At 71.8% G+C, this 17805-nt stretch carries 16 protein-coding genes; 7 read left to right on the top strand and 9 right to left on the bottom strand.

Going from position 1 to position 17805, the window contains the following annotated elements:
* Positions 1 to 44 precede the first annotated feature (44 nt).
* The 3 genes from ACIQJT_RS33325 to ACIQJT_RS33335 are packed head-to-tail and all read left to right on the top strand — an operon-like array spanning position 45 to position 2541.
* The gene (locus ACIQJT_RS33325) at positions 45 to 677 is read left to right on the top strand and encodes a bifunctional 4-hydroxy-2-oxoglutarate aldolase/2-dehydro-3-deoxy-phosphogluconate aldolase (protein ID WP_402649538.1); all 633 of its coding nucleotides are present in this window, start codon (positions 45 to 47) and stop codon (positions 675 to 677) included.
* Complete coding sequence (locus ACIQJT_RS33330) at positions 674 to 1564, top strand: SMP-30/gluconolactonase/LRE family protein (protein WP_402649539.1); 891 nt, start codon at positions 674 to 676, stop codon at positions 1562 to 1564. The genes ACIQJT_RS33325 and ACIQJT_RS33330 overlap by 4 nt, the downstream gene beginning before the upstream one ends.
* The gene (locus ACIQJT_RS33335; RefSeq protein ID WP_402649540.1) at positions 1561 to 2541 is read left to right on the top strand and encodes a sugar kinase; all 981 of its coding nucleotides are present in this window, start codon (positions 1561 to 1563) and stop codon (positions 2539 to 2541) included. Before ACIQJT_RS33330 ends, ACIQJT_RS33335 begins: the two co-directional genes overlap by 4 nt.
* Before the next feature lie 117 nt (positions 2542 to 2658).
* On the opposite strand, the gene ACIQJT_RS33340 is transcribed toward ACIQJT_RS33335, so the two are convergent.
* Positions 2659 to 3957, bottom strand: coding sequence for a ThuA domain-containing protein (locus ACIQJT_RS33340; RefSeq protein WP_402649541.1), 1299 nt, complete (start codon positions 3955 to 3957; stop codon positions 2659 to 2661).
* Positions 3958 to 3997: 40 nt separating this feature from the next.
* Positions 3998 to 5371, bottom strand: a complete 1374-nt coding sequence (locus ACIQJT_RS33345) for a ricin-type beta-trefoil lectin domain protein (protein ID WP_402649542.1) — start codon at positions 5369 to 5371, stop codon at positions 3998 to 4000.
* A gap of 354 nt (positions 5372 to 5725) precedes the next feature.
* Here ACIQJT_RS33345 and ACIQJT_RS33350 point away from each other — a divergent pair, with 354 nt between their 5' ends.
* Entirely contained in the window at positions 5726 to 7720 is a 1995-nt protein-coding gene (locus tag ACIQJT_RS33350) for a right-handed parallel beta-helix repeat-containing protein (RefSeq protein WP_402649543.1), read from the top strand.
* Between the two features lie 67 nt (positions 7721 to 7787).
* Here ACIQJT_RS33350 and ACIQJT_RS33355 read toward each other — a convergent pair whose 3' ends face one another.
* Positions 7788 to 9269: a hypothetical protein gene (locus ACIQJT_RS33355; RefSeq protein ID WP_402649544.1), complete on the bottom strand. Its 1482-nt coding sequence runs from the start codon at positions 9267 to 9269 to the stop codon at positions 7788 to 7790.
* Positions 9270 to 9473: 204 nt separating this feature from the next.
* On the opposite strand from ACIQJT_RS33355, the gene ACIQJT_RS33360 reads away from it, so the two are divergent.
* From ACIQJT_RS33360 to ACIQJT_RS33370, 3 genes are read left to right on the top strand one after another with little or no spacing between them, the layout of a single operon-like run.
* Positions 9474 to 10280 carry an ABC transporter ATP-binding protein gene (locus tag ACIQJT_RS33360; RefSeq protein WP_402649692.1) on the top strand — a complete coding sequence of 269 codons (807 nt, stop codon included), beginning with the start codon at positions 9474 to 9476 and terminating at the stop codon, positions 10278 to 10280.
* Entirely contained in the window at positions 10277 to 11245 is a 969-nt protein-coding gene (locus ACIQJT_RS33365; RefSeq protein WP_402649545.1) for an ABC transporter substrate-binding protein, read from the top strand. The genes ACIQJT_RS33360 and ACIQJT_RS33365 overlap by 4 nt, the downstream gene beginning before the upstream one ends.
* 4 nt (positions 11246 to 11249) lie before the next feature.
* Positions 11250 to 13316 carry an iron ABC transporter permease gene (locus ACIQJT_RS33370; protein WP_402649546.1) on the top strand — a complete coding sequence of 689 codons (2067 nt, stop codon included), beginning with the start codon at positions 11250 to 11252 and terminating at the stop codon, positions 13314 to 13316.
* Positions 13317 to 13364: 48 nt separating this feature from the next.
* Here ACIQJT_RS33370 and ACIQJT_RS33375 read toward each other — a convergent pair whose 3' ends face one another.
* The 6 genes from ACIQJT_RS33375 to ACIQJT_RS33400 form a co-directional block, all read right to left on the bottom strand.
* Positions 13365 to 14012, bottom strand: coding sequence for a TetR/AcrR family transcriptional regulator (locus ACIQJT_RS33375; protein WP_402649547.1), 648 nt, complete (start codon positions 14010 to 14012; stop codon positions 13365 to 13367).
* A gap of 28 nt (positions 14013 to 14040) precedes the next feature.
* Positions 14041 to 14445 (bottom strand): PaaI family thioesterase, encoded by a 405-nt coding sequence (locus ACIQJT_RS33380; protein WP_365459978.1) that lies wholly within the window; start codon positions 14443 to 14445, stop codon positions 14041 to 14043.
* Positions 14446 to 14491: 46 nt separating this feature from the next.
* The gene (locus tag ACIQJT_RS33385; RefSeq protein ID WP_402649693.1) at positions 14492 to 15832 is read right to left on the bottom strand and encodes an MFS transporter; all 1341 of its coding nucleotides are present in this window, start codon (positions 15830 to 15832) and stop codon (positions 14492 to 14494) included.
* 68 nt (positions 15833 to 15900) lie between these two features.
* Positions 15901 to 16386 carry a MarR family winged helix-turn-helix transcriptional regulator gene (locus tag ACIQJT_RS33390; RefSeq protein WP_402649548.1) on the bottom strand — a complete coding sequence of 162 codons (486 nt, stop codon included), beginning with the start codon at positions 16384 to 16386 and terminating at the stop codon, positions 15901 to 15903.
* Positions 16387 to 16617: 231 nt separating this feature from the next.
* Complete coding sequence (locus tag ACIQJT_RS33395) at positions 16618 to 17475, bottom strand: poly(aspartic acid) hydrolase (protein WP_402649549.1); 858 nt, start codon at positions 17473 to 17475, stop codon at positions 16618 to 16620.
* On the bottom strand, positions 17472 to 17804 hold the full coding sequence (locus ACIQJT_RS33400; RefSeq protein WP_053846502.1) for a DUF4387 domain-containing protein: 333 nt from the start codon (positions 17802 to 17804) through the stop codon (positions 17472 to 17474). Before ACIQJT_RS33400 ends, ACIQJT_RS33395 begins: the two co-directional genes overlap by 4 nt.
* Between the last annotated feature and the right edge of the window lies 1 nt (position 17805).

The following is a 17805-nucleotide window of genomic DNA, read 5'->3' on the forward strand; positions in this document are numbered from 1 at the left end:
GCCCCCGCAGAGAAGTAGATCCGACACACGAGGAGTTCCGTTCCGTGGACCTACGAGCCGCCCTGGCCGACCGTCGTCTCGTCGCCATCGTCCGTGGAGGCGACCCCGACGCCGCGCTGCGTACCGTCCTGGCCCTGGTCCAGGAGGGCATCGACCTGGTCGAGGTCTCCCTCAGCGGTGCCGACGCGCTCGGTGTCATCACCCGCTGCGTCGGGGAACTCGGGCCCGGCCGGCCGATCGGCGCGGGTACCGTCCTGACCGCCGACGACGCGCGTGCCGCACGCGATGCCGGAGCCGCCTTCGCCGTCACTCCCGGTCTGGGAGCGGGCGCCGACACCGCCCGGGAGCTGGGCCTGCCCGTCCTCGCCGGCGTCATGACCCCCACCGAGATCAACACGGCCCTGGCGCAGGGCGCCGACGCGCTGAAGCTGTTCCCCGCCGCCCAGGCCGGCGGACCCCCCTACCTCAAGGCCCTGCGCGCCCCCTTCCCCGACGCCGCTTTCGTGCCCGTCGGCGGCGTGGACCTGGACGCCGCCCGCGCCTACCTCGCAGCCGGGGCCACCGCCGTCGGCGTCGGCTCCCCGCTCGTCGCCGACGCCGCCGACGGCGGCAGCCTGAGCGCCTTGCGCGAGCGCGCCCGCGCCTTCCTCGCCGTCGTCGAGGAGGCTGCCGGATGACAGGGCAGCACGCTCCGGCATCCGGCCCCGATCGTCTCGAACTGGGCGAGGGGATCCGCTGGACGGGCGACGGCGTCGTCCTGGTGGACATCCTCGAAGGACGCCTGCTCGCCGCCGCCGACGACCGCGGCGGGCCCCTTCGCGAGCTCCTCCGGCTCCCCGTCCCGCTGGGCGCGGTGGCGCCCGTCGCCGGCCAACCCGGCACATGGATCGCCGCCGCCGGCACCGGCGTGTGCCTCCTCCTGCCCGACGGCGCCCCCCGATGGCTGGCCACACCCGAGGACCACCCCGGACCGGACATGCGCATGAACGACGGGGTGGCCGACCCCTCCGGCCGCTTCTGGGCGGGCAGCATGGCCTACGACGGCACCCCGGGCGCCGGCACCCTGTACCGCGTCGACCACGACGGCACCCTCACCGCGGCCGTCGAAGGCCTCACCATCCCCAACGGGCCCGCCTTCACCGCGGACGGACGCACGATGTACCTGGCCGACAGCGCTCACGGGATCGTCCGCCGCTACCCGGTCGACCCCGGCACCGGCCACATCGGCACCCCCGAGGACTTCTTCACGGTGGACGAGGGCAGCCCGGACGGCATGACCGTCGATGCCGAGGGAGCCGTGTGGTGCGCGGTCTGGGGCACCGGCACCGTCCGCCGGTACCTTCCGCACGGCGGCCTCGACCGGGTGCTCCGCATTCCCGCCCGACAGCCCGCCGGCGTCTGTCTCGAAGGCACGCTGCTGCACGTCACCACCGCCACGGTCGGCCTGGCAGCACCCGGCCCGTACGACGGGGCGGTGTTCACCCTTCCCGTCGACGTGCCCGGCACGCCGACGCCCGCATTCCGGCTCGACCCCTCGGCACCGATCACGGGAGCCCTCCTGTGACCGCCTCGTGGCGCCCCCCGCGCGGACGTGTGGTCTGCGTCGGCGAAACCATGGCGGCGCTGGCCCCCGACCCCTCGGGACCGCTCGCCGACGCCGACCGCCTCAGCCTGTCGGTCGCCGGGGCCGAGTCCAACGTCGCGATGTACCTCGCCGACCACGGCATCCCGGCGGCCTGGGTCTCGGCACTGGGCGACGACCCGCTGGGGACCCGGGTGCGAGCGGCCGTGGCCGCGGCCGGGGTCGACGTCACCCACGTGCGCACCGACCCGGACCGGCCGACGGGCCTGATGCTGAAGAACCCGTCACCCGCGGGCACTCGGGTCCACTACTACCGCACGGGCTCGGCCGCGTCCGCTCTCGGCCCCGGCCTCCTCGAACACGAGGTGATGCGCACGGCCGCCCTCGTGCACTTCACGGGCATCACGCCGGCCCTGTCCGCGTCCTGCCGTGCGCTGGTCACCCGGGCTCTCGCCGTCCCTGCCGCCGAACGCCCTTGCGCCATCAGCTTCGACGTCAACCACCGCGCCCCGCTGTGGCCCGACGGCACCGCCCCGGACGTGCTGCGCGACCTCGCGGGCCGGGCCGACGTCGTCTTCGTCGGACTGGACGAGGCCCAGGATCTGTGGGGCGCCCACCTGACCGCCGCAGCCGTACGCGAACTGCTGCCCGCACCGCGCGTCGTGGTGGTCAAGGACGGCTCGCGCGAAGCGACTGCGTTCACCGCCTCGGGCGCCGCGACGGTCCCCGCTCCGCGGGTCGCGGTGGTCGAGCCGGTCGGTGCGGGCGACGCCTTCGCGGCGGGTTTCCTGGCCGGTCTGGTGCGGGGGGAGCCCGTGGGGCGCTCTCTGCGCCTCGGGCACCTCACGGCGGCGTCCGCCCTGAGCGTGACGGGAGACCACGGCCCCCTTCCACCGCGTTCCGCCATCGACCGACTCCTCGCTCTCACGGACGAGGAATGGAAGGGGGTGCGGCCGTAGCCATCCGGCACCGGCCGGGCCGGAGCCCCGACGGCGGCGGATGCGCGGAACGCACCCGCCGCTTCGACCGCGGAGCACGGCCGGACGCACCGCGTCCGTGTGCCGCCGCGCAGTGGCTCAGGACTGCGCGGCGAGCTGGAAGTCCTGCGCGGCCGAACCGTCGCAGGCCCGCTGGGTGAGCTGGACACTGTTCGTCGCCGCCGCGGCGGCCGTCAGGCACCTGCCACTGTGCCGGGCGACGAAGTGGTAGCGCCCGCTCGTCGAACGCACCGGCTGCCACTGCTGATTCGTGCCGCCGGACCAGGCCCAGAGCTGCAACGGGGCGTTGTCCGCCGTGGAGCGGTCGGTCACGTCGATCACCTGCGCGGGGTTGGCGCGGGCGGTGATCCGCATGTAACCGCTGTCGGTGCTGCGGAACTGGTACTGCTGGGCCGTCGTGCCGTTGCAGGTGTACTGCTGGATCGCCGTCCCGTTCGCGGTGGCTGCCGAACGGGCGTCCACGCACGTGCCGTTGCCGTCGTTCCGCAGGGTGTACCAGGCGGTCTCGGAGATCTGGTCGCCGGTCGGCGGGGTCGTGGTGCCGCCTGAGCCGAGCCACTTGAGTCCGTCCAGCAGGAACCGGTTCTGGGTCGCGCTCGCGAACGTGGACGAGAGGCGGGTGTTGGTCGTGTAGTTCATCGCGTTGTGGCCGAAGTTCGCGTACAGCATCCTGTACTTCGTGTTGGTCCACAGGATCGGGTAATAGCCGCTGTACCAGGACTGGTTGGGGTCCGTGCCGACCGGGAAGCTGCTGGGGTCGATCGACGCCAGGATCTTGATGTCCGGGTTCTGCCGCAGGTCCCTGGACCAGCTGTACCACTCGCTGACCGACGAGGTGAACGTCGCCGGCAGGTTCACGGTGGCCGGGCTCGTGCGGTCCTCCACCTTCAGGGTCACCGCGGTCGGGCCCCACGTGTTGGACGCGAAGTTGCCCGAGCCGAGGAACGTGTTGTGGTACCACGACCAGCTTGCCGCGTCGGTGGTGAACGCCGAGACGTGGAAGCCGATGAAACCGCCCCCGCCTCTCATGTACGCCTCGAAACCGGAGCGTTGGGCGGACGTCTGCGGCAGGTCGTCCAGGAACAGGACGACCTGGTAGGCGTTGACGCCGCCGTTGGCGAGCAGGTCCCAGTCGGTGCTGGCCGTGTAGGTGAAGCCGTTGGCGGCCGCCTGCTGCGGGAACCAGGCGTTCGCCTCCTTGTCGAAGTCGATGTGCGCCGCGTCGTACGTGCCGCTGTAGAGGGCGAGGACCTTGAACGGGGTCGCGGCGGTGTCGGCCTGCGCGACGGGCGGTACGGCCGCGAGGCCCAGCAGGGTGGCCAGCAGGAGCAGGACCCGCACGAGGGCGCGAGCGGGGCCGGATCTGACAGTGGTCATCTGTGGTCGATCCTTTCGGGCGCGGGTGGGAGCGCGGACGTCAGCCGGTGTAGCGGGCGAAGATGCTGGTGAACTGCCAGTTGCTCTGGCTCACGCCCGAGCAGGTGTCGTCGTTCGGGTAGGCACCCGGGCAGGGCCGGTCACGGTTCGCGGACCAGAACGTCAGCCGTGCCAGGTGGTGGGCCTGGGCGTAGCCGAGGATGGTCTGGAAGTCGGCGGTGGTGACGGTCTCGTGGTCGTCGGTGATGCCGTTCATCGACGAGATGCCCATGTGGCGGTAGGCCGTGTCGTCGCTGTAGCCGTACGCGTTCTTCAGCGCGGTCTTCAGCCCCTCGGCCGCCCGCTGGGTGAGGGTGCCCATGTTCTGGCCCGCTCCGCCGAAGTCGAACGGCATGATCGTCCAGGCGTCCGCGGTCAGCCCGGCCGACGCGGCCCGGTTGATCAGGCTCGTGTCCGGACCGCTCTGCCCGGTGCCGATGGTGACGTACACCTTGAGGCCCGGGTTGTTGGCCTTGACGGTCTTGAGCGCGTCCACGGTCCGCTGCTGCACGGTGCCGTTGCTGTACGCGTCGGCCTCGAGGTCGATGTCGATCGCCTTCAGCGAGTAGGCGTTGATGACCTTCTGGTACGCGGCCGCCAGCTCGCCGGCGCTGGAGCAGGAACTCTCCAGTTTGTTGCCGCTGTAGCCGCCGAAGGACGGGACGACGTCGCCGCCGTTCGCCCGCACGGTGTTGATCGTCTGCTGGTCGACTCCGCCGGTCAGCGCCCGGCCGCCGTCCCACTGCGGGTTGCAGTAGCCGTTGCTCAGGACGAACGCCAGCGTGAACCACTTCACGCCCGTCGCGTTCATGACAGTCGTGGGGCTGGGCGGATTGCCCCAGCCGTTGTAGAGGTAGGGCGCCACGGCCATCGGTGCGGAACTCGGCGGCGTCGTGCCGCCGTCGGCGGCGGGCGCGTTCCACTTCTGGTTGGCGGCTCCCGTACAGGTCCAGATCTGGGTGCGGGTGCCGTTGGCGGAGGAGTTGCCGGTGACGTCGAGGCACTTGTCGGCGGCCGGGTTGACGATGTCGCGTGCGGCCGTGACCGTCCACTTCTGGTTGGCGCCGCCGCCGCAGGTCCAGAGCTGGAGCTGGGCGCCGTTGGCCGTCGAACTGCCGGTGACGTCAAGGCACTTGCCCAGGGCCCGGATGGTGCCGTCGGAACCGACGGTCCACTGCTGGGCGGCGGTGCCGTTGCAGTCGTAGATCTGTACGGCCGTTCCGTCGGCCGAACTCGCGCCGGCGACGTCGAGGCACTTGCCGGCCAGGCCGGTGATCGTGCCGGTGGCGGCCGAGGCGGAGGGGGCCGCGAGGGTGCTTACGGCGGTGAGGCCGAGCGAGAGGGCGAGGGCACAGCGAAGGGCCAGTCGGTGCATGAGGGGGGCCTTTCGTCCAGGGGTGGGGGTGGACGCCGCCTGTGTGGGGGCGGTGAGAGGTGAACACGCGGGTTCACATATGTGTGAAGGGGATGCATGCGTGAAAGGTCTGTTGGCTGGTGAACCTAAAGGTCTACACCAAAGCCGTCAAGGGGTGTGACCGGAGAAGTCCGCCGAGGCAGTGCTGAGTTGAGAAGTTGTAGGCGAAACGGGAGAAGCCGCGACAGCCGGACCGGTGCGGACGACCAAGGGGTCCACCGCTCGCGACTTTGGTCGACGACGCCGCTACCTCAGGACGACTGCGCGCCCCGCCGGGCTGTCCCAGGGTGGAACCTCTTCCATCGAGGAGGCACCATGGCGATCTTCCCTACCCGGACCGGGCGGGGCACGGTAGCGCAGGCGACGGTGGCGATCGGGCTCACGGTGGCGGCGCTGACTTCACCGGCGGCGGCCTCACCCCCCATGGCGGCGGCCCCCACGCAGTTGTACGTGGCTCCCTGGGGCAACGACTCCTGGCCCGGCACCTTGAAGCGCCCCTTCGCCACACCGGCACGTGCGCAACAGGCCGTTCGCGCCCGGGCGCCGCGCATGACGTCGGACCTGGTGGTGAACCTGCGCGCGGGCACGTACCACCTCAAGGCGCCGGTGCGCCTGTCGCAGGCCGCGGGGGACTCCGGCCGGGGCGGGCACCGGGTGATCTACCAGGCGTACGGGTACGGGACACCGGGCCAGGAACAGGTGACCCTCAGCGGCGGCCGCCCCATCTTCCACTGGCGGCCGGACCACCGGCACAAGGGTTTCTGGCGCGCGGACGTCGGCGGGCTCGAGACCCGGCAGCTCTACGTCGAGGACCGGCGCGCCGCGCGCCTCACACGCGAGGGCCCGGGCTTTCCGGGCACTCTGAAGGCGACCAGGACCGGTTACGTCACCACCAGCACCGTCCCCAGGACCTGGCAGCGTCCCGGCGACATCGAGTTCGTCTACCGGTCCGGCTACCTCGAAGGGCGGTGCGGAGTGGCGGGCGTCTCCGCGAGCGGCCGCCGGACCACCGTCACCATGGATCAGCCGTGCTGGGACCTGGCCCGAACGCTGTACGGCGGCACGGAGTTGCTGGAAGCGCCGCACAGTGTGGAGAACTCTCCAAGCTTCGTACGCAAGCCCGGCAGCTGGTACCTCGACCGCTCCCGGCCCGGACACCACACGCTGCTCTACCTCCCGCGCCCCGGGGAGGACATGCGCCGCGCCAAGGCGGTCGCCCCGGTCCTGGAGACCCTGCTCACCGGCACCGGCCGACCGGGCCGCCCCCTCCACGACATCGGCCTGCGCGGCCTCACCTTCGCGTACGCCACCTGGCTGGCGCCCAGTCGGCCCGCCGGGTTTCCCTCCGCATGGAGCATGTACCTGCGGCCCGGAAAGGGGGAGGACGCGAAGCTGCTCACGGTGCCGGGCACGGTGGCGTTCCGCACCGCCGAGCGGATCACCCTGGAGGGCAACAGGTTCATCCACCTGGGCGCCCAGGCACTGGAGTTGTCCCGGAACAGCTCGCACAACGTCGTCGACGGCAACGTCATCACCGATGTCTCCGACGGCGGCATCCTGATGGGGGTGGTCCCGCCCGACGAGAAGGGAACCAACCGCGGAAACCGGATCACCGACAACTGGATCCACCACATCGGCGCGGAGTACCACGCGGCCTCCGGCATCTGGGACACCGCCACCCAGCAGACCACCATCGCGCACAACCAGGTCAACGACGTGCCCTACACCGGCATCCTCTCCGGGCCCGGCGACGACCTGCGCGGCATCATGCACCGCAACCGCATCCTGAACAACCGCGTCATCACGACCAACCGGCTCCTCGAGGACGGCGGCGGCATCTACCTGCGCGGCGAACAGGGCACCTCCTTCGCCGACGGCGCCGTCATCAGTGGCAACGCGGTCACCGACAGCAAGTACGGCGACTGGAACGTCGGCATCTACACGGACGACAGCACCAACTGGGCCACTGTGGACGGCAACACGGTCTACGGCTACGTCGCCTCCATCGGCGGTTGCAGCGAGGAGTGGGGCAACCGCCCCGTCCAGAACGTGCGTTACCGAGGCAACTTCTGGGACGACACCGTACCCGCGTGGGTCGCACGACGGGACTTCCCCGGGGCCTGGCCCCCAGCCGACCTGGAGAACCCGGAGGAGGGGTGCGGCAACCCCCACCGCCTCACGTTCGCCCACAACACCCTGCTCCCTCCTCGCGATCCGGGCCCGGCCTGCACCACCCAGAGGGCCTGCGCCGCCGTCCTGACGAAGGCCGGCCCCCTTCCGTCCTACCGGGAGCGCCTGGGCATGCCGTGACCGAACGGCACGGCGCGAGAAGGCTCTTGGCCGTGCCGTTCCGTCACTGACTGCGAAGCCCGTACCGCTACGGCGCGATCCCCACTCCGTCGATCCGGCTCCAGGCCCTTTCCTGCTGAGCCGTCATGGCCGGCCAGTTCAGCCCTCCCGGCCGGGGCGCGACGCGGGAGGCGTACGGCAGGGGGCGGAAGTCCGGGTCGTAGAGGCATCCGGTGCCGTAGGCGCGGTCGTAGCGGGCGCAGGAGGCCGCGACGGACCGGGGTGTGGGCTTCTTGCCCGTGCGAACCCAAGTGGCCAGCGCGGCGATGGAGTTGGCGTACTCGGCGTTGCTCAGTTCGCTGTGCTCGTGTTCCGTGGTGAAGGTCTGGACGAGGTTCTTCGCCCGGTGCGCGCCTTCCAGGGTGGCCCGGTAGGCGGCCTCGTGCTCGACGAAGGCGGTGGGATCGTCGATGGCGTGCAGGGTGAGTACGGGGACGGAGACCCGGCCGGTGAGGTCGCTGTCGTAGGACAGGTCACGCCGGGCTGCGGGGTCCGCGGAGAAGCGTTCGACACCTGCGTTCAGGGCCTCGTCGTCATGTGAACCCGAGTACCGGACGCCCACGTTGCTGAAGGGGTTCCGGTCACCGAGCCGGTTGTGCACGATGTCGCGGAAGGTGAACACGGAGAACCGCAGGTGTGATTCGAGGGTCCGCTCCGGGACACGTGTGACCGCGAGGATGTCGTCGAGGTTCCGTTGCTGAAGAGCGGTGCGTTCCTGGGGCGCCGACGCGTAGCCGGTGCACTCCTGCAGGCGGGCGCGCAGGCCCGCGGTGGTCAGGGTGGAGGTGGGCCGCAGTCCCTGCCACAGCGGGTACTGCGGCTCGGTGGGACGGGGCAGGTTCTGGCAGTAGTACTGGTAGACCACGCGGAGGTCGACGCGGTAGTCGTACCCGCGTGAGCCGCCGCCCAGCACTCCGTTCGTGAGCAGAGCACCGTCGTAGGAGCCGTGCCGGCCGTACACCTCGACCACCTTGGCGGCGACGTTCCCGCCCCAGGACTGGCCGTGCACATAGGTACGGCCGGGACGGCCGAACGCGCGGACGAAGAGTCTGCGCACGTTCTCGGTGTCGGCCGCCGCCATGCGGGTTCCGTAGCCCCCGCGACGGTAGGACGAGCCGGCCCAGGCGTATCCCTGGTCCACCATCACCGACCAGCGTTCCAGATCGCCGAGGCTCCGCTCGGGGTCGGAGCCTTCGCCGAGGTCGGGACCGCCGTGCGCGTGCACGACGAGCGAACCGTTCCACCGCTTGGGAACAGCGATCGCGTAGAAGGCGCCGTTGGTGTCCTGGCCGGTGTAGCAGGTGGCCTTCTGCACCAGATCCGCCGGGCAGGTGACCGGCGCGGGAGCCGGCTCGGTGGCCGCCTGCGCCGGGCCGATGCCGCTGAGCGTTCCGGCGACCAGGCCTGCGATGCCCGCCGTCAGCGTCACGGAGCGTCGTGCGCGGGACCGGAGGAGGCGGGGGAGGAGACGGGTCCGACCTGAGCGATTCACAGCAGTGCTCCCGAACATCAGTGGCGCACCGTCGCGCCGAGCGGTGCGATGTTAGGAACGCGGGCGTCGCCGCACCACGAGTCGCGCGATTGTGTTCATACTGTCCGCGCCCGGAAGGCCGATCCGACGGCAAGCACCCCACCAGGGACATCATCACTAAGGTTAGGCTAACCTTCGTTCGTGAGTTCTGGTGAAGAGACAACCGAGCTGAGCGCGCGGGGCATGACCGTGGCCTACGACGGGACGGACGTCGTCCACGACGCGGCGATCACGCTCCGCCCCGGCGACGTGACCGCGCTCGTCGGCCCCAACGGCAGCGGCAAGTCCACCCTGCTGCGCACACTCGCGCGACTCCAGCGCGCCCGCACCGGCACGCTCACCCTGGACACCGACGCCGGCGGCCCGGCCGACGGACTCGCCCTCACCGCACGGGAGTTCGCGCGCCGCGTGGCACTGCTGACCCAGGGCAGGCCCACGCCGAGCGGGCTGACGGTGCGGGACATCGTGGAGTTCGGCCGCTACCCCTACCGCGGCCGCTGGGGCCGTGCGGACCCCGACGGCCCGGCGGCCGTACGGCACGCGCTGGCCCTGACCGACGTCGAGGATCTCGCCGACCGGGGAGCCGAACACCTCTCCGGCGGCCAGCTCCAACGCGTGTGGCTCGCCAGCTGCCTCGCCCAGGACACCGGCGTCCTCCTCCTCGACGAACCCACCACCTACCTCGACCTGCGCTATCAGGTCGAACTCCTCGACCTGATCCGCGACCTCGCCGACGGCCACGGCATCGCCGTCGGCGTCGTCCTGCACGACCTCGACCAGGCGGCCGCAGTCGCCGACCGCGTCGCCCTGCTGCACGCCGGACGGATCGTCGCCGACGGCACACCCGCCGAGGTCCTGACCGCCGACCGCCTCAGCGACGTCTACGGCATCCGCGTCGACGTGGACACCGACCCCCTCACGGGCCGGCTGCGCACCCGCGCGGTCGGCCGCCACCACGCCCGCACCGAAAGGCTCAGTGCCACCTCATGAGACGCCCCCTGATCGCCCTCGCCGCCGCGTGCGCCGCCGTCGCCCTCGCCGGCTGCGGCACGACCGAACCCGCCGCGACGGACACGAAGCCCAGCAGCCGGAGCATCATCCTCACCGACGCCACGGGCGCCAAGGTGAAGCTCGACGGGCCCGCCGAGAAGGTGGTCGCCACCGAGTGGGACGTCGTCGAGCACCTCGTATCGCTCGGTGTCGCCCCCGTGGGCGTCGCCGACGTCAAGGGCTACACCGCCTGGGACGCCTCCGCCCCGCTGACCGGCAAGCCCAAGGACATCGGCACCCGCGGCGAGCCCAGCACGGACACCATCGCCTCGCTCTCCCCGGACCTCATCGTCGCCACCACCGACCTGACCCCGGCCGTCGTCACACAGCTGCGGAAGATCGCCCCCGTCCTGGAGATCCAGTCCGCCGACGCCTCCGACCAGATCGGCCGGATGAAGCAGAACCTCGACCTCATCGCCGAGGCCACCGGCACCACCGACAAGGCCACGAAGGTGAAGCAGGGCTTCGACGCCAAGATCACCGAGGGGAGGAAGGCCCTCGCCGACGCCGGGCTCGCCGGACACGGGATCGCCTTCGCCGACGCCTACGTCGCCTCCAACCAGGTCTCGATACGGCCGTACACCAGCGGCTCGTTGATCGGCGACGTCAACGAGGCGATCGGCCTGAAGAACGCCTGGACCGTCAAGGGCGACGCGAAGTACGGGCTCGCCACCACCGACGTCGAGGGCCTCAGCGGACTCGGCGACGTGACCTTCGCCTACATCGGCAACGACAGCGAGAGCGACCCGTTCACGACCGACCTCGCCAAGAACGCCGTGTGGAAGGGCCTGCCGTTCGTGAAGAAGGGCGACGTGCACCGACTCCGCGACGGAATCTGGATGTTCGGCGGACCCACCTCCATGGAGGCGTACGTGGACGCCCTGGTCGCCGCCCTCACGAAGTAGCGCCATGACCGTCACCGCACCCGCCGCCCCCACCGGTTCACCGACCGTCGCGGCCAGGACCGGCGCGAGCGCGGTGACGGCCGCGCTCGTCGCCCTGGTCGCCGTGCTCGCGATCCTCGACATCACCCAGGGCACGGCGGCCGTCGGCACCTCCGAGGTGGTCAAGGCGCTCACCGGGCGCGCCGAGCCCGGCGACGCCTCGGTCGTGATCGCCTCACGGCTCCCGAGGGCGGCCGCCGGCCTCCTGGTGGGCGCCGCGCTCGGCATGGCCGGTGCGGCCCTGCAGGCCGTCAGCCGCAACGCCCTCGCGGCGCCCGACACCCTGGCCGTGAACGCCGGTTCGTACCTGGCGCTGGGGCTGCTCTCCGTCACCGGCGTGTCCCTGCCGCTGCTCGCGTCCTCCGGTGTGGCGTTCGCCGGCGGCCTGGCCGCCGCGGCCGTGGTCCTGTCCCTGTCCGGTCTGGGCGCGGGCACCGTCCGCCTCGTCCTCGCGGGCAGCGCCCTCACCCTCGGACTGACCTCGCTCACCGAGGGCCTCCTGCTGCTGTTCCCGCAGGAGACCGACGGCCTCTACCAGTGGAGCCAGGGCAGCATCAGCCAGAACGGCTTCGACGGCGTCGCACAGATGACCCCCGTCGCAGCGCTCGCCCTGCTCGGCCTGCTGCTGGTGGCACGGCGCATCGACGCCCTGGCCCTCGGCGACCAGGCGGCGCACGGCCTCGGCGTCCCGGTCCGGGCCACCCGGATCGCCGTCGTGACCCTCGCCGCGCTGCTCTCCGCCGCGGCCGTCACCCTCGCCGGTCCGGTCGGATTCGTCGGCCTGTGCGCCCCCGCACTCCTACGACCGCTCGCGCGACGGGTCCGCCCACTGGTCCGCATCCGGCTGGGGCTGCCCGTGGCCGGACTGCTCGGCGCCGCCCTGGTGCTCGGTGCGGACGTACTGCTGCGCGCGACGGTCTCCGCCGATGCCGCGGTCGCCGTGCCCACCGGCGTCGTCACCAGCCTCCTGGGCGCGCTCTTCCTCGTCGGCATGGCCCAACGGGTCCGCGACACGGCCACCGCGAGCGCGCCGGAACACATGCGGATCGTGGGCCGGACCGCCTACCTGGCCACGCTGGCGGCCCTGCTCGCCGCCCTCCTCGCCGTGACGGTCGCGGGAGTGCTCCTCGGTGACGCCAAGCTGCTGCTGGGGGACGTCGTCAACTGGGCACGCGGGACGGCCGTCCCGTCCGTCTCGTTCGTACTGGACACCCGCGTGCCACGGGTCCTGGCGGCGCTGCTCGCCGGTGCCGCCCTGGCCCTGTCCGGCACCCTGGTCCAGGCCGTCACCCGCAACCCGCTCGCCGAACCGGGCATCCTCGGCGTCTCCGGGGGCGCGGCGCTCGGCGCCGTCCTGCTCGTCACCTCGGCGTCCTCACCCGGCTCGTGGGCCGTGGCCGGCGCGGCGTTCGCGGGAGCCGCGGTCACCGCCTCCGCCGTCTTCGGCCTGGCCGCGCGCGGCGGGTTCGGGCACAACCGGCTGGTCCTCGTCGGCGTAGGGGTGTCCGCCGCCACCAGCGCCCTCATCAGCCTGCTGATCGTGCTGACGGACCCCTTCAACGCCACCAAGGCCCTGACCTGGCTGTCCGGTTCGACCTACGGACGTACCCTGCCCGACAGCCTGCCCGTCGCCGGCGCCCTCCTGCTGGGCGTCGCCGTGGCCACGGCCCGCCGCACCGAACTGGACCTGGTCTCCCTCGACGACGCCACCCCCGCGCTCCTGGGCCTGCGCCCCGGCCCGGCACGCCTCGGCTTCCTCGCCACCGCCGTACTGCTCAGTGCCACCGCGGTGGCCGCGGCGGGCACCATCTCCTTCGTCGGCCTGATCGCCCCCCACGCGGCCCGCGCCCTCGTCGGCCGCCGACACGCCCGCGTCCTGCCGACGGCGACCCTCCTCGGCGCGACCCTCGTGTGCACGGCCGACCTGTTGGGCCGCACCGTCATCGCGCCGGCCCAGCTCGGCGCCGGGCTGATGACAGCGCTCATCGGCACGCCGTACTTCCTGTACCTGCTGGTGCGGACGCGGCGCTGACGACAAGCGGGGGCCGACTGACCGGACCGCGCTGCGGCTCGTGTCCGCTCACACCCGCGAGGCCGCGAAGTCGGACAGCGAGGGCGGAGACGCGTGAGATGCGGTGAGGAGGACGCCGTGCACGGCGGAGGACGCCGCCCGAGCGGCATAGCGGGCGGTGTCCGCAGGCCACACGTCCCGCTCCTGATGGATCAGGAGACTGACCGCGCCGTGCACGGCGGAGCACAGCAGTCTGGCGGTCTCGGTGGGACTCCCCACCGGTACTCCGGCATCGACGCAGGCCGCGACCTTGTCCCGGAAGTAGCGGAAACACGCGTCCGCGTTCTGGCGGCTGGCCTCGGTGGCCTCGCCGTCCATCACCAGCCGGTACTGGGAGGGATGGCGAAGCCCGAACACGACGTAGGCGACGCAGGTCTCGTGGAGCGCCGTCACCGGGTCCGGAACCTCCCGGGACACCGCCTCCAACTCGACGAACAGGGAACTCCACACCCGCAGGCACGTGGCGTGGACGAGTTCCTGCTTCGACGCGAAGTGGAGGTAGACGGCCGGCGGGGTGACGCGGGCGCTCGCCGCCACCGCGCGGATCGTCAGGGCGTCGACACCACCGTCCTCGAGCAGTCGGCCGGCGATGTCGAGCAACTGCTCGCGCAGCAGGCCGCCCTGGCCCTTGGCGGCACGAACACGGGAACCGGTCACAGGAAGACGCCTGCGGGGAACAGCGACATCAGGGTGTCCTCGGTTTGACGGTGGTGACCACCTGGGTCACCCGGGCGCACAGTTCGCCTTCGGCGTCGCGCACGTCGACCTCGATGACGGTGTTGCGGCCCACCCGCAGGGGCCGAGCCGTCGCCACGACGTCTGTGCGGGCCGGCCGAAGGAAGTGCGTGGTCGACTCCACGGTGGCCGGTGCGGCGCCGGCCGGACCGTTCAGCGCGGCGCACACGGCACCGCTCACATCGGCGAGTCCCATCAACGCGCCCCCGTGGAGGCCACCGCCCACCGTGGAGAGCGACAGATCGTGTGCCAGCGTGGCGCGAACGCCGTCTGCCGTCATCTCGTCGAACACGACTCCGAGTGTCTTGGCGTACGGCGCGAGCGCGTAGACGTCTTCCGCTGCGAGTGTGGGCACGGGCGGCTCCCATCTGAGTCGGGGACGATAAGTTATCGGCGTTAACTCAACTCGTCAACTGGGGAGTTGCCTGGTCGACAGGGGTGGAGCCGACGCGGCCCAACGACCGGTCGGCCGTGCACAGGACCAGGAACACGGCGGCCACCCCGATGAGTGGCCAGGCCATGGCGTGCAGGCCGGAACCGGTGGCGCCGTCCCGGAAGAACACGGCGCTCGCCGCCGCCGAGAAAAGGGCGCCGACGTACATGAACGTGCGCAGCAGCCCCGCGGACGAGCCCATGCGGGCCGGGTCGGCCTGTGCGTACAGGGCATTCTGGTTCGCCAGCCCGATCAGCCCGTGCGGGACGCCGACGACCGCGCTGAGCACGACGAGCACCCACACCGGACTGTCGCCGCGCAGGAGCAACAGCGCCGCACAGCCGAGGCATTGCAAGAGCGCTCCGACGACGAGTTTGCCCCGCACCCGGCCACGGCGCCCGGTGAGCGCGGTGACACCGATGGCCGTCGCCGACAGGGGCAGCAGAAGCAGCCCGGCCTGCGGCGCGCTGAGTCCCCGGCCTTCCTGTAGCCACTGGCTGTAGCCGTAGAAGAAGGCGTACGACGTGGTGTAGGCGAGGCACTGCCGGGTGAACGTGGCGAGCAGCGGTGCGTTCCCGCCCAGGACTCGAAGGTCTATGAACGGCTGGGCGACGGCGAGTTCGCGGCGGACGAACACGGCGCCCGCGGTCAGGCCGAGCACCGGCAGATACCAGTGTGCGACCGCTGGGGCCATCAGGAAGAGCATGAACGCGGTCAGCGAACCGGCGAACCACAGCATGCCCGGCACGTCGACACGTGTCGACGCACCCGAGGGTGTGGAACGTGGCAGCCACAGTGCGCCCAGGACGACGCATATGAGGGACAGCGGCACGTTGATGCCGAAGATGAGGTGCCAGCCACCCGTGCCGATCAGCAGGCCACCGAGGGCCGGGCCGACGACCGCGACGACCTGGTTGGAGATCGACAGCGCGGCGAGGACGCCACTGGGGTTCCTCCGGCCGGTGCGCTCGGACTCGGAGCGCAGCAGCGACATGGACGCGGGGAAGGCCGCCGAGGTGCCGAATCCGAGGAGGACGCGGGAGGCGACCAGGACCCAGAGGTTCGGAGCGAGAGTGCCGAGCAGTCCGGCGAGGCCGGCCAGCGCGGTGCCCAGCAGGTAGAGCCGACGCGGACCGAAGGTGTCGACGAGCCGGCCGATCACCGGCTGGCCGACGGCGGTCGCGAGGTAGAGGCCGGAGACGAGCCATGCCGTCTGGGAGGGTGGCACGCCGAAGGCGCGGCCGATGGGCACCAACGCGACCGCGAGCATGGAGGAGTTGACCGGGTTGAGGACCGAACCCAGGACCATCGGTGCGATCAGGCGGCGGTCGAAGCCGCCCCTCTGCGCCCCATGTTGTCCGCGTGCGGCTGTACGCGTCACGCCTGCGCCACCCTGTCGAGCAGCGCCATGGCGGTGATGACCGCCCGGACCTCCTCCTCGGTGCCGTGCTCTTGCAGCGCCCGGGCGAGCCACTCCTGGCGGGCGAGGCGCTCGCCCTTGCGCCGTTCGTGCCCCCGGGCGGTGAGCGAGACCAGTTGCCGGCGTCCGTCCCCGGGGTCCGGGCTGCGCGACACGAGCCCGGCCTCTTCAAGGGCGATGACCGTCTTGGCCATCGACTGGGGGCGGACGCCCTCGGCGGCGGCGAGATCACTGGCGGAGGCGGGGCCGTTCCTGGCGAGACGGCGCAGGACGGAGCTCTGCGGCGGGGACGGTTCCTTCTCGGCGCCCCGGTCTCGGCCCGACGCTTCCTCGGCCGCTTCCAGGGCGCGCAGCTTGCGGCGGAGTCGGCCCACCACCACCCAGATGTCACCGGCCGCCTGAACGGCGGCCTCGGTCAAGACGTCTTCGTCCGCTGGCATCATGCCCTCAGAGTAAATAGACAGCCCAGGCTGTACAACCTTGGCTGTGCAAATATCGCGTTCACCACGCCGGTGCGTGAGCGGTGCCGTCGAGCAGGTCGCGGGCCCGGCCTGCGGGTGCCGCGCGAACCAACCAGGCCAGGGGCCGGTACCGGTGGCACACCCGGACCGGCCCGCCTGTCCGCTTCGCGCTCGGCCGTCAGTCGCGCGACCTGTGCGTCGAGTCGATGATGGTCACCGCTGGGTGACCTCCGGCGCGCGGACCTGCGTTTCGAGGAACCGCTGGACCGTGGGGAGGACCGCGAAGTGGTTGTGGCCGGCGCCGGGCACGATGTCGAGACGTGCGTCGATGCCGTGGTCGCGCCAGTTGGCGCGCAGCGCGTTGATGCGTGCGACGCGGTCCGCCCCGGCGGCCGCGGACAAAGGCCCGTCGTCCGGGGCGAGTTCGGCCGCTTCGGTGTCGTCCTCGCCGACGACGAGCTGCACGGGCAGGCCGCGCAGGGCTGCCGGGTCGGCGTCGGTCCCGAACTGTTCCTTCATGTCGGCCGTGCCGTGCCACCACGTCGTGGTGGGGTCGAGGAGGGTGACGCGTCCGGGCGCGCCCACCGACAGGCTCGCCAGGCGTTCCGGGTGCAGGTAGGCGAAGCGATGGGCGAACTGGCCGCCGCCGGAGAAGCCGTGGAGGTGGAAGCGGTCGGTGCGCACATGCCAGCGCGCCGCGGCCTCGTCGACCATGGCGAGGAGGACCTCGTCGGGACGGAATCCGGCGGGGGAGAGGAGCTTGTAGCTGTCCACGTCGTTCGGTCCGGTGATCCCGGCGGGGAAGAGCGGGGCGAGGACGACGCAGCCGTGGCGTTCGGCGAAGTCGGCGAAGGCGTCGCGGAGTGTCTCGGCGCGGCGCCGCGTTCCGTGGACGGCGACCACCAGCGGGACGGGCGGGCCGTCGAGGGCGTGCCCGGTGGGGACGTAGAGGCAGTAGGAGAAGCGGGGGTCGCGGGTGAGGGCGAAGAAGGCCGTGGAGCCGGTGAGGAACCTGATCCCGGGGTGCCCGGCGGGCAGGTCCCAGGGAGCGAGAGGGCGTTCGGCGGTCATGCGTGCTGCTCCTTGTCCGCGTCGCTCACGGCGAGGTCCATCAGAGGGGCGTACTGCTGGCCCGCGTAGCAGTCGCTGTCGCGCAGGTCGCCCTGGACCGTCGGGCGGGGGAGGGAAACCTTTACGGCGAGAGCCAGCGGGTGGTTGACGAGCAGGATGTCGGCGGGGTCGGCGCCGTAGAGGTCGGCGAAGAGTTGCCTGTTGAGGAAGCCGCCGGCGACGAGGGCGTCATAGGCGGCCTGGTCGTGGCACATGAAGTCGAAGGTGAGGGTGAAGGGGCCGGCGTTCTTGGAGCGCACGAGGGAGCAGTAGTCGAGCAGGGTGGTCATG

The organism is Streptomyces sp. NPDC091972, assembly GCF_044756385.1.
In the GTDB taxonomy this organism is placed as follows: domain Bacteria; phylum Actinomycetota; class Actinomycetes; order Streptomycetales; family Streptomycetaceae; genus Streptomyces.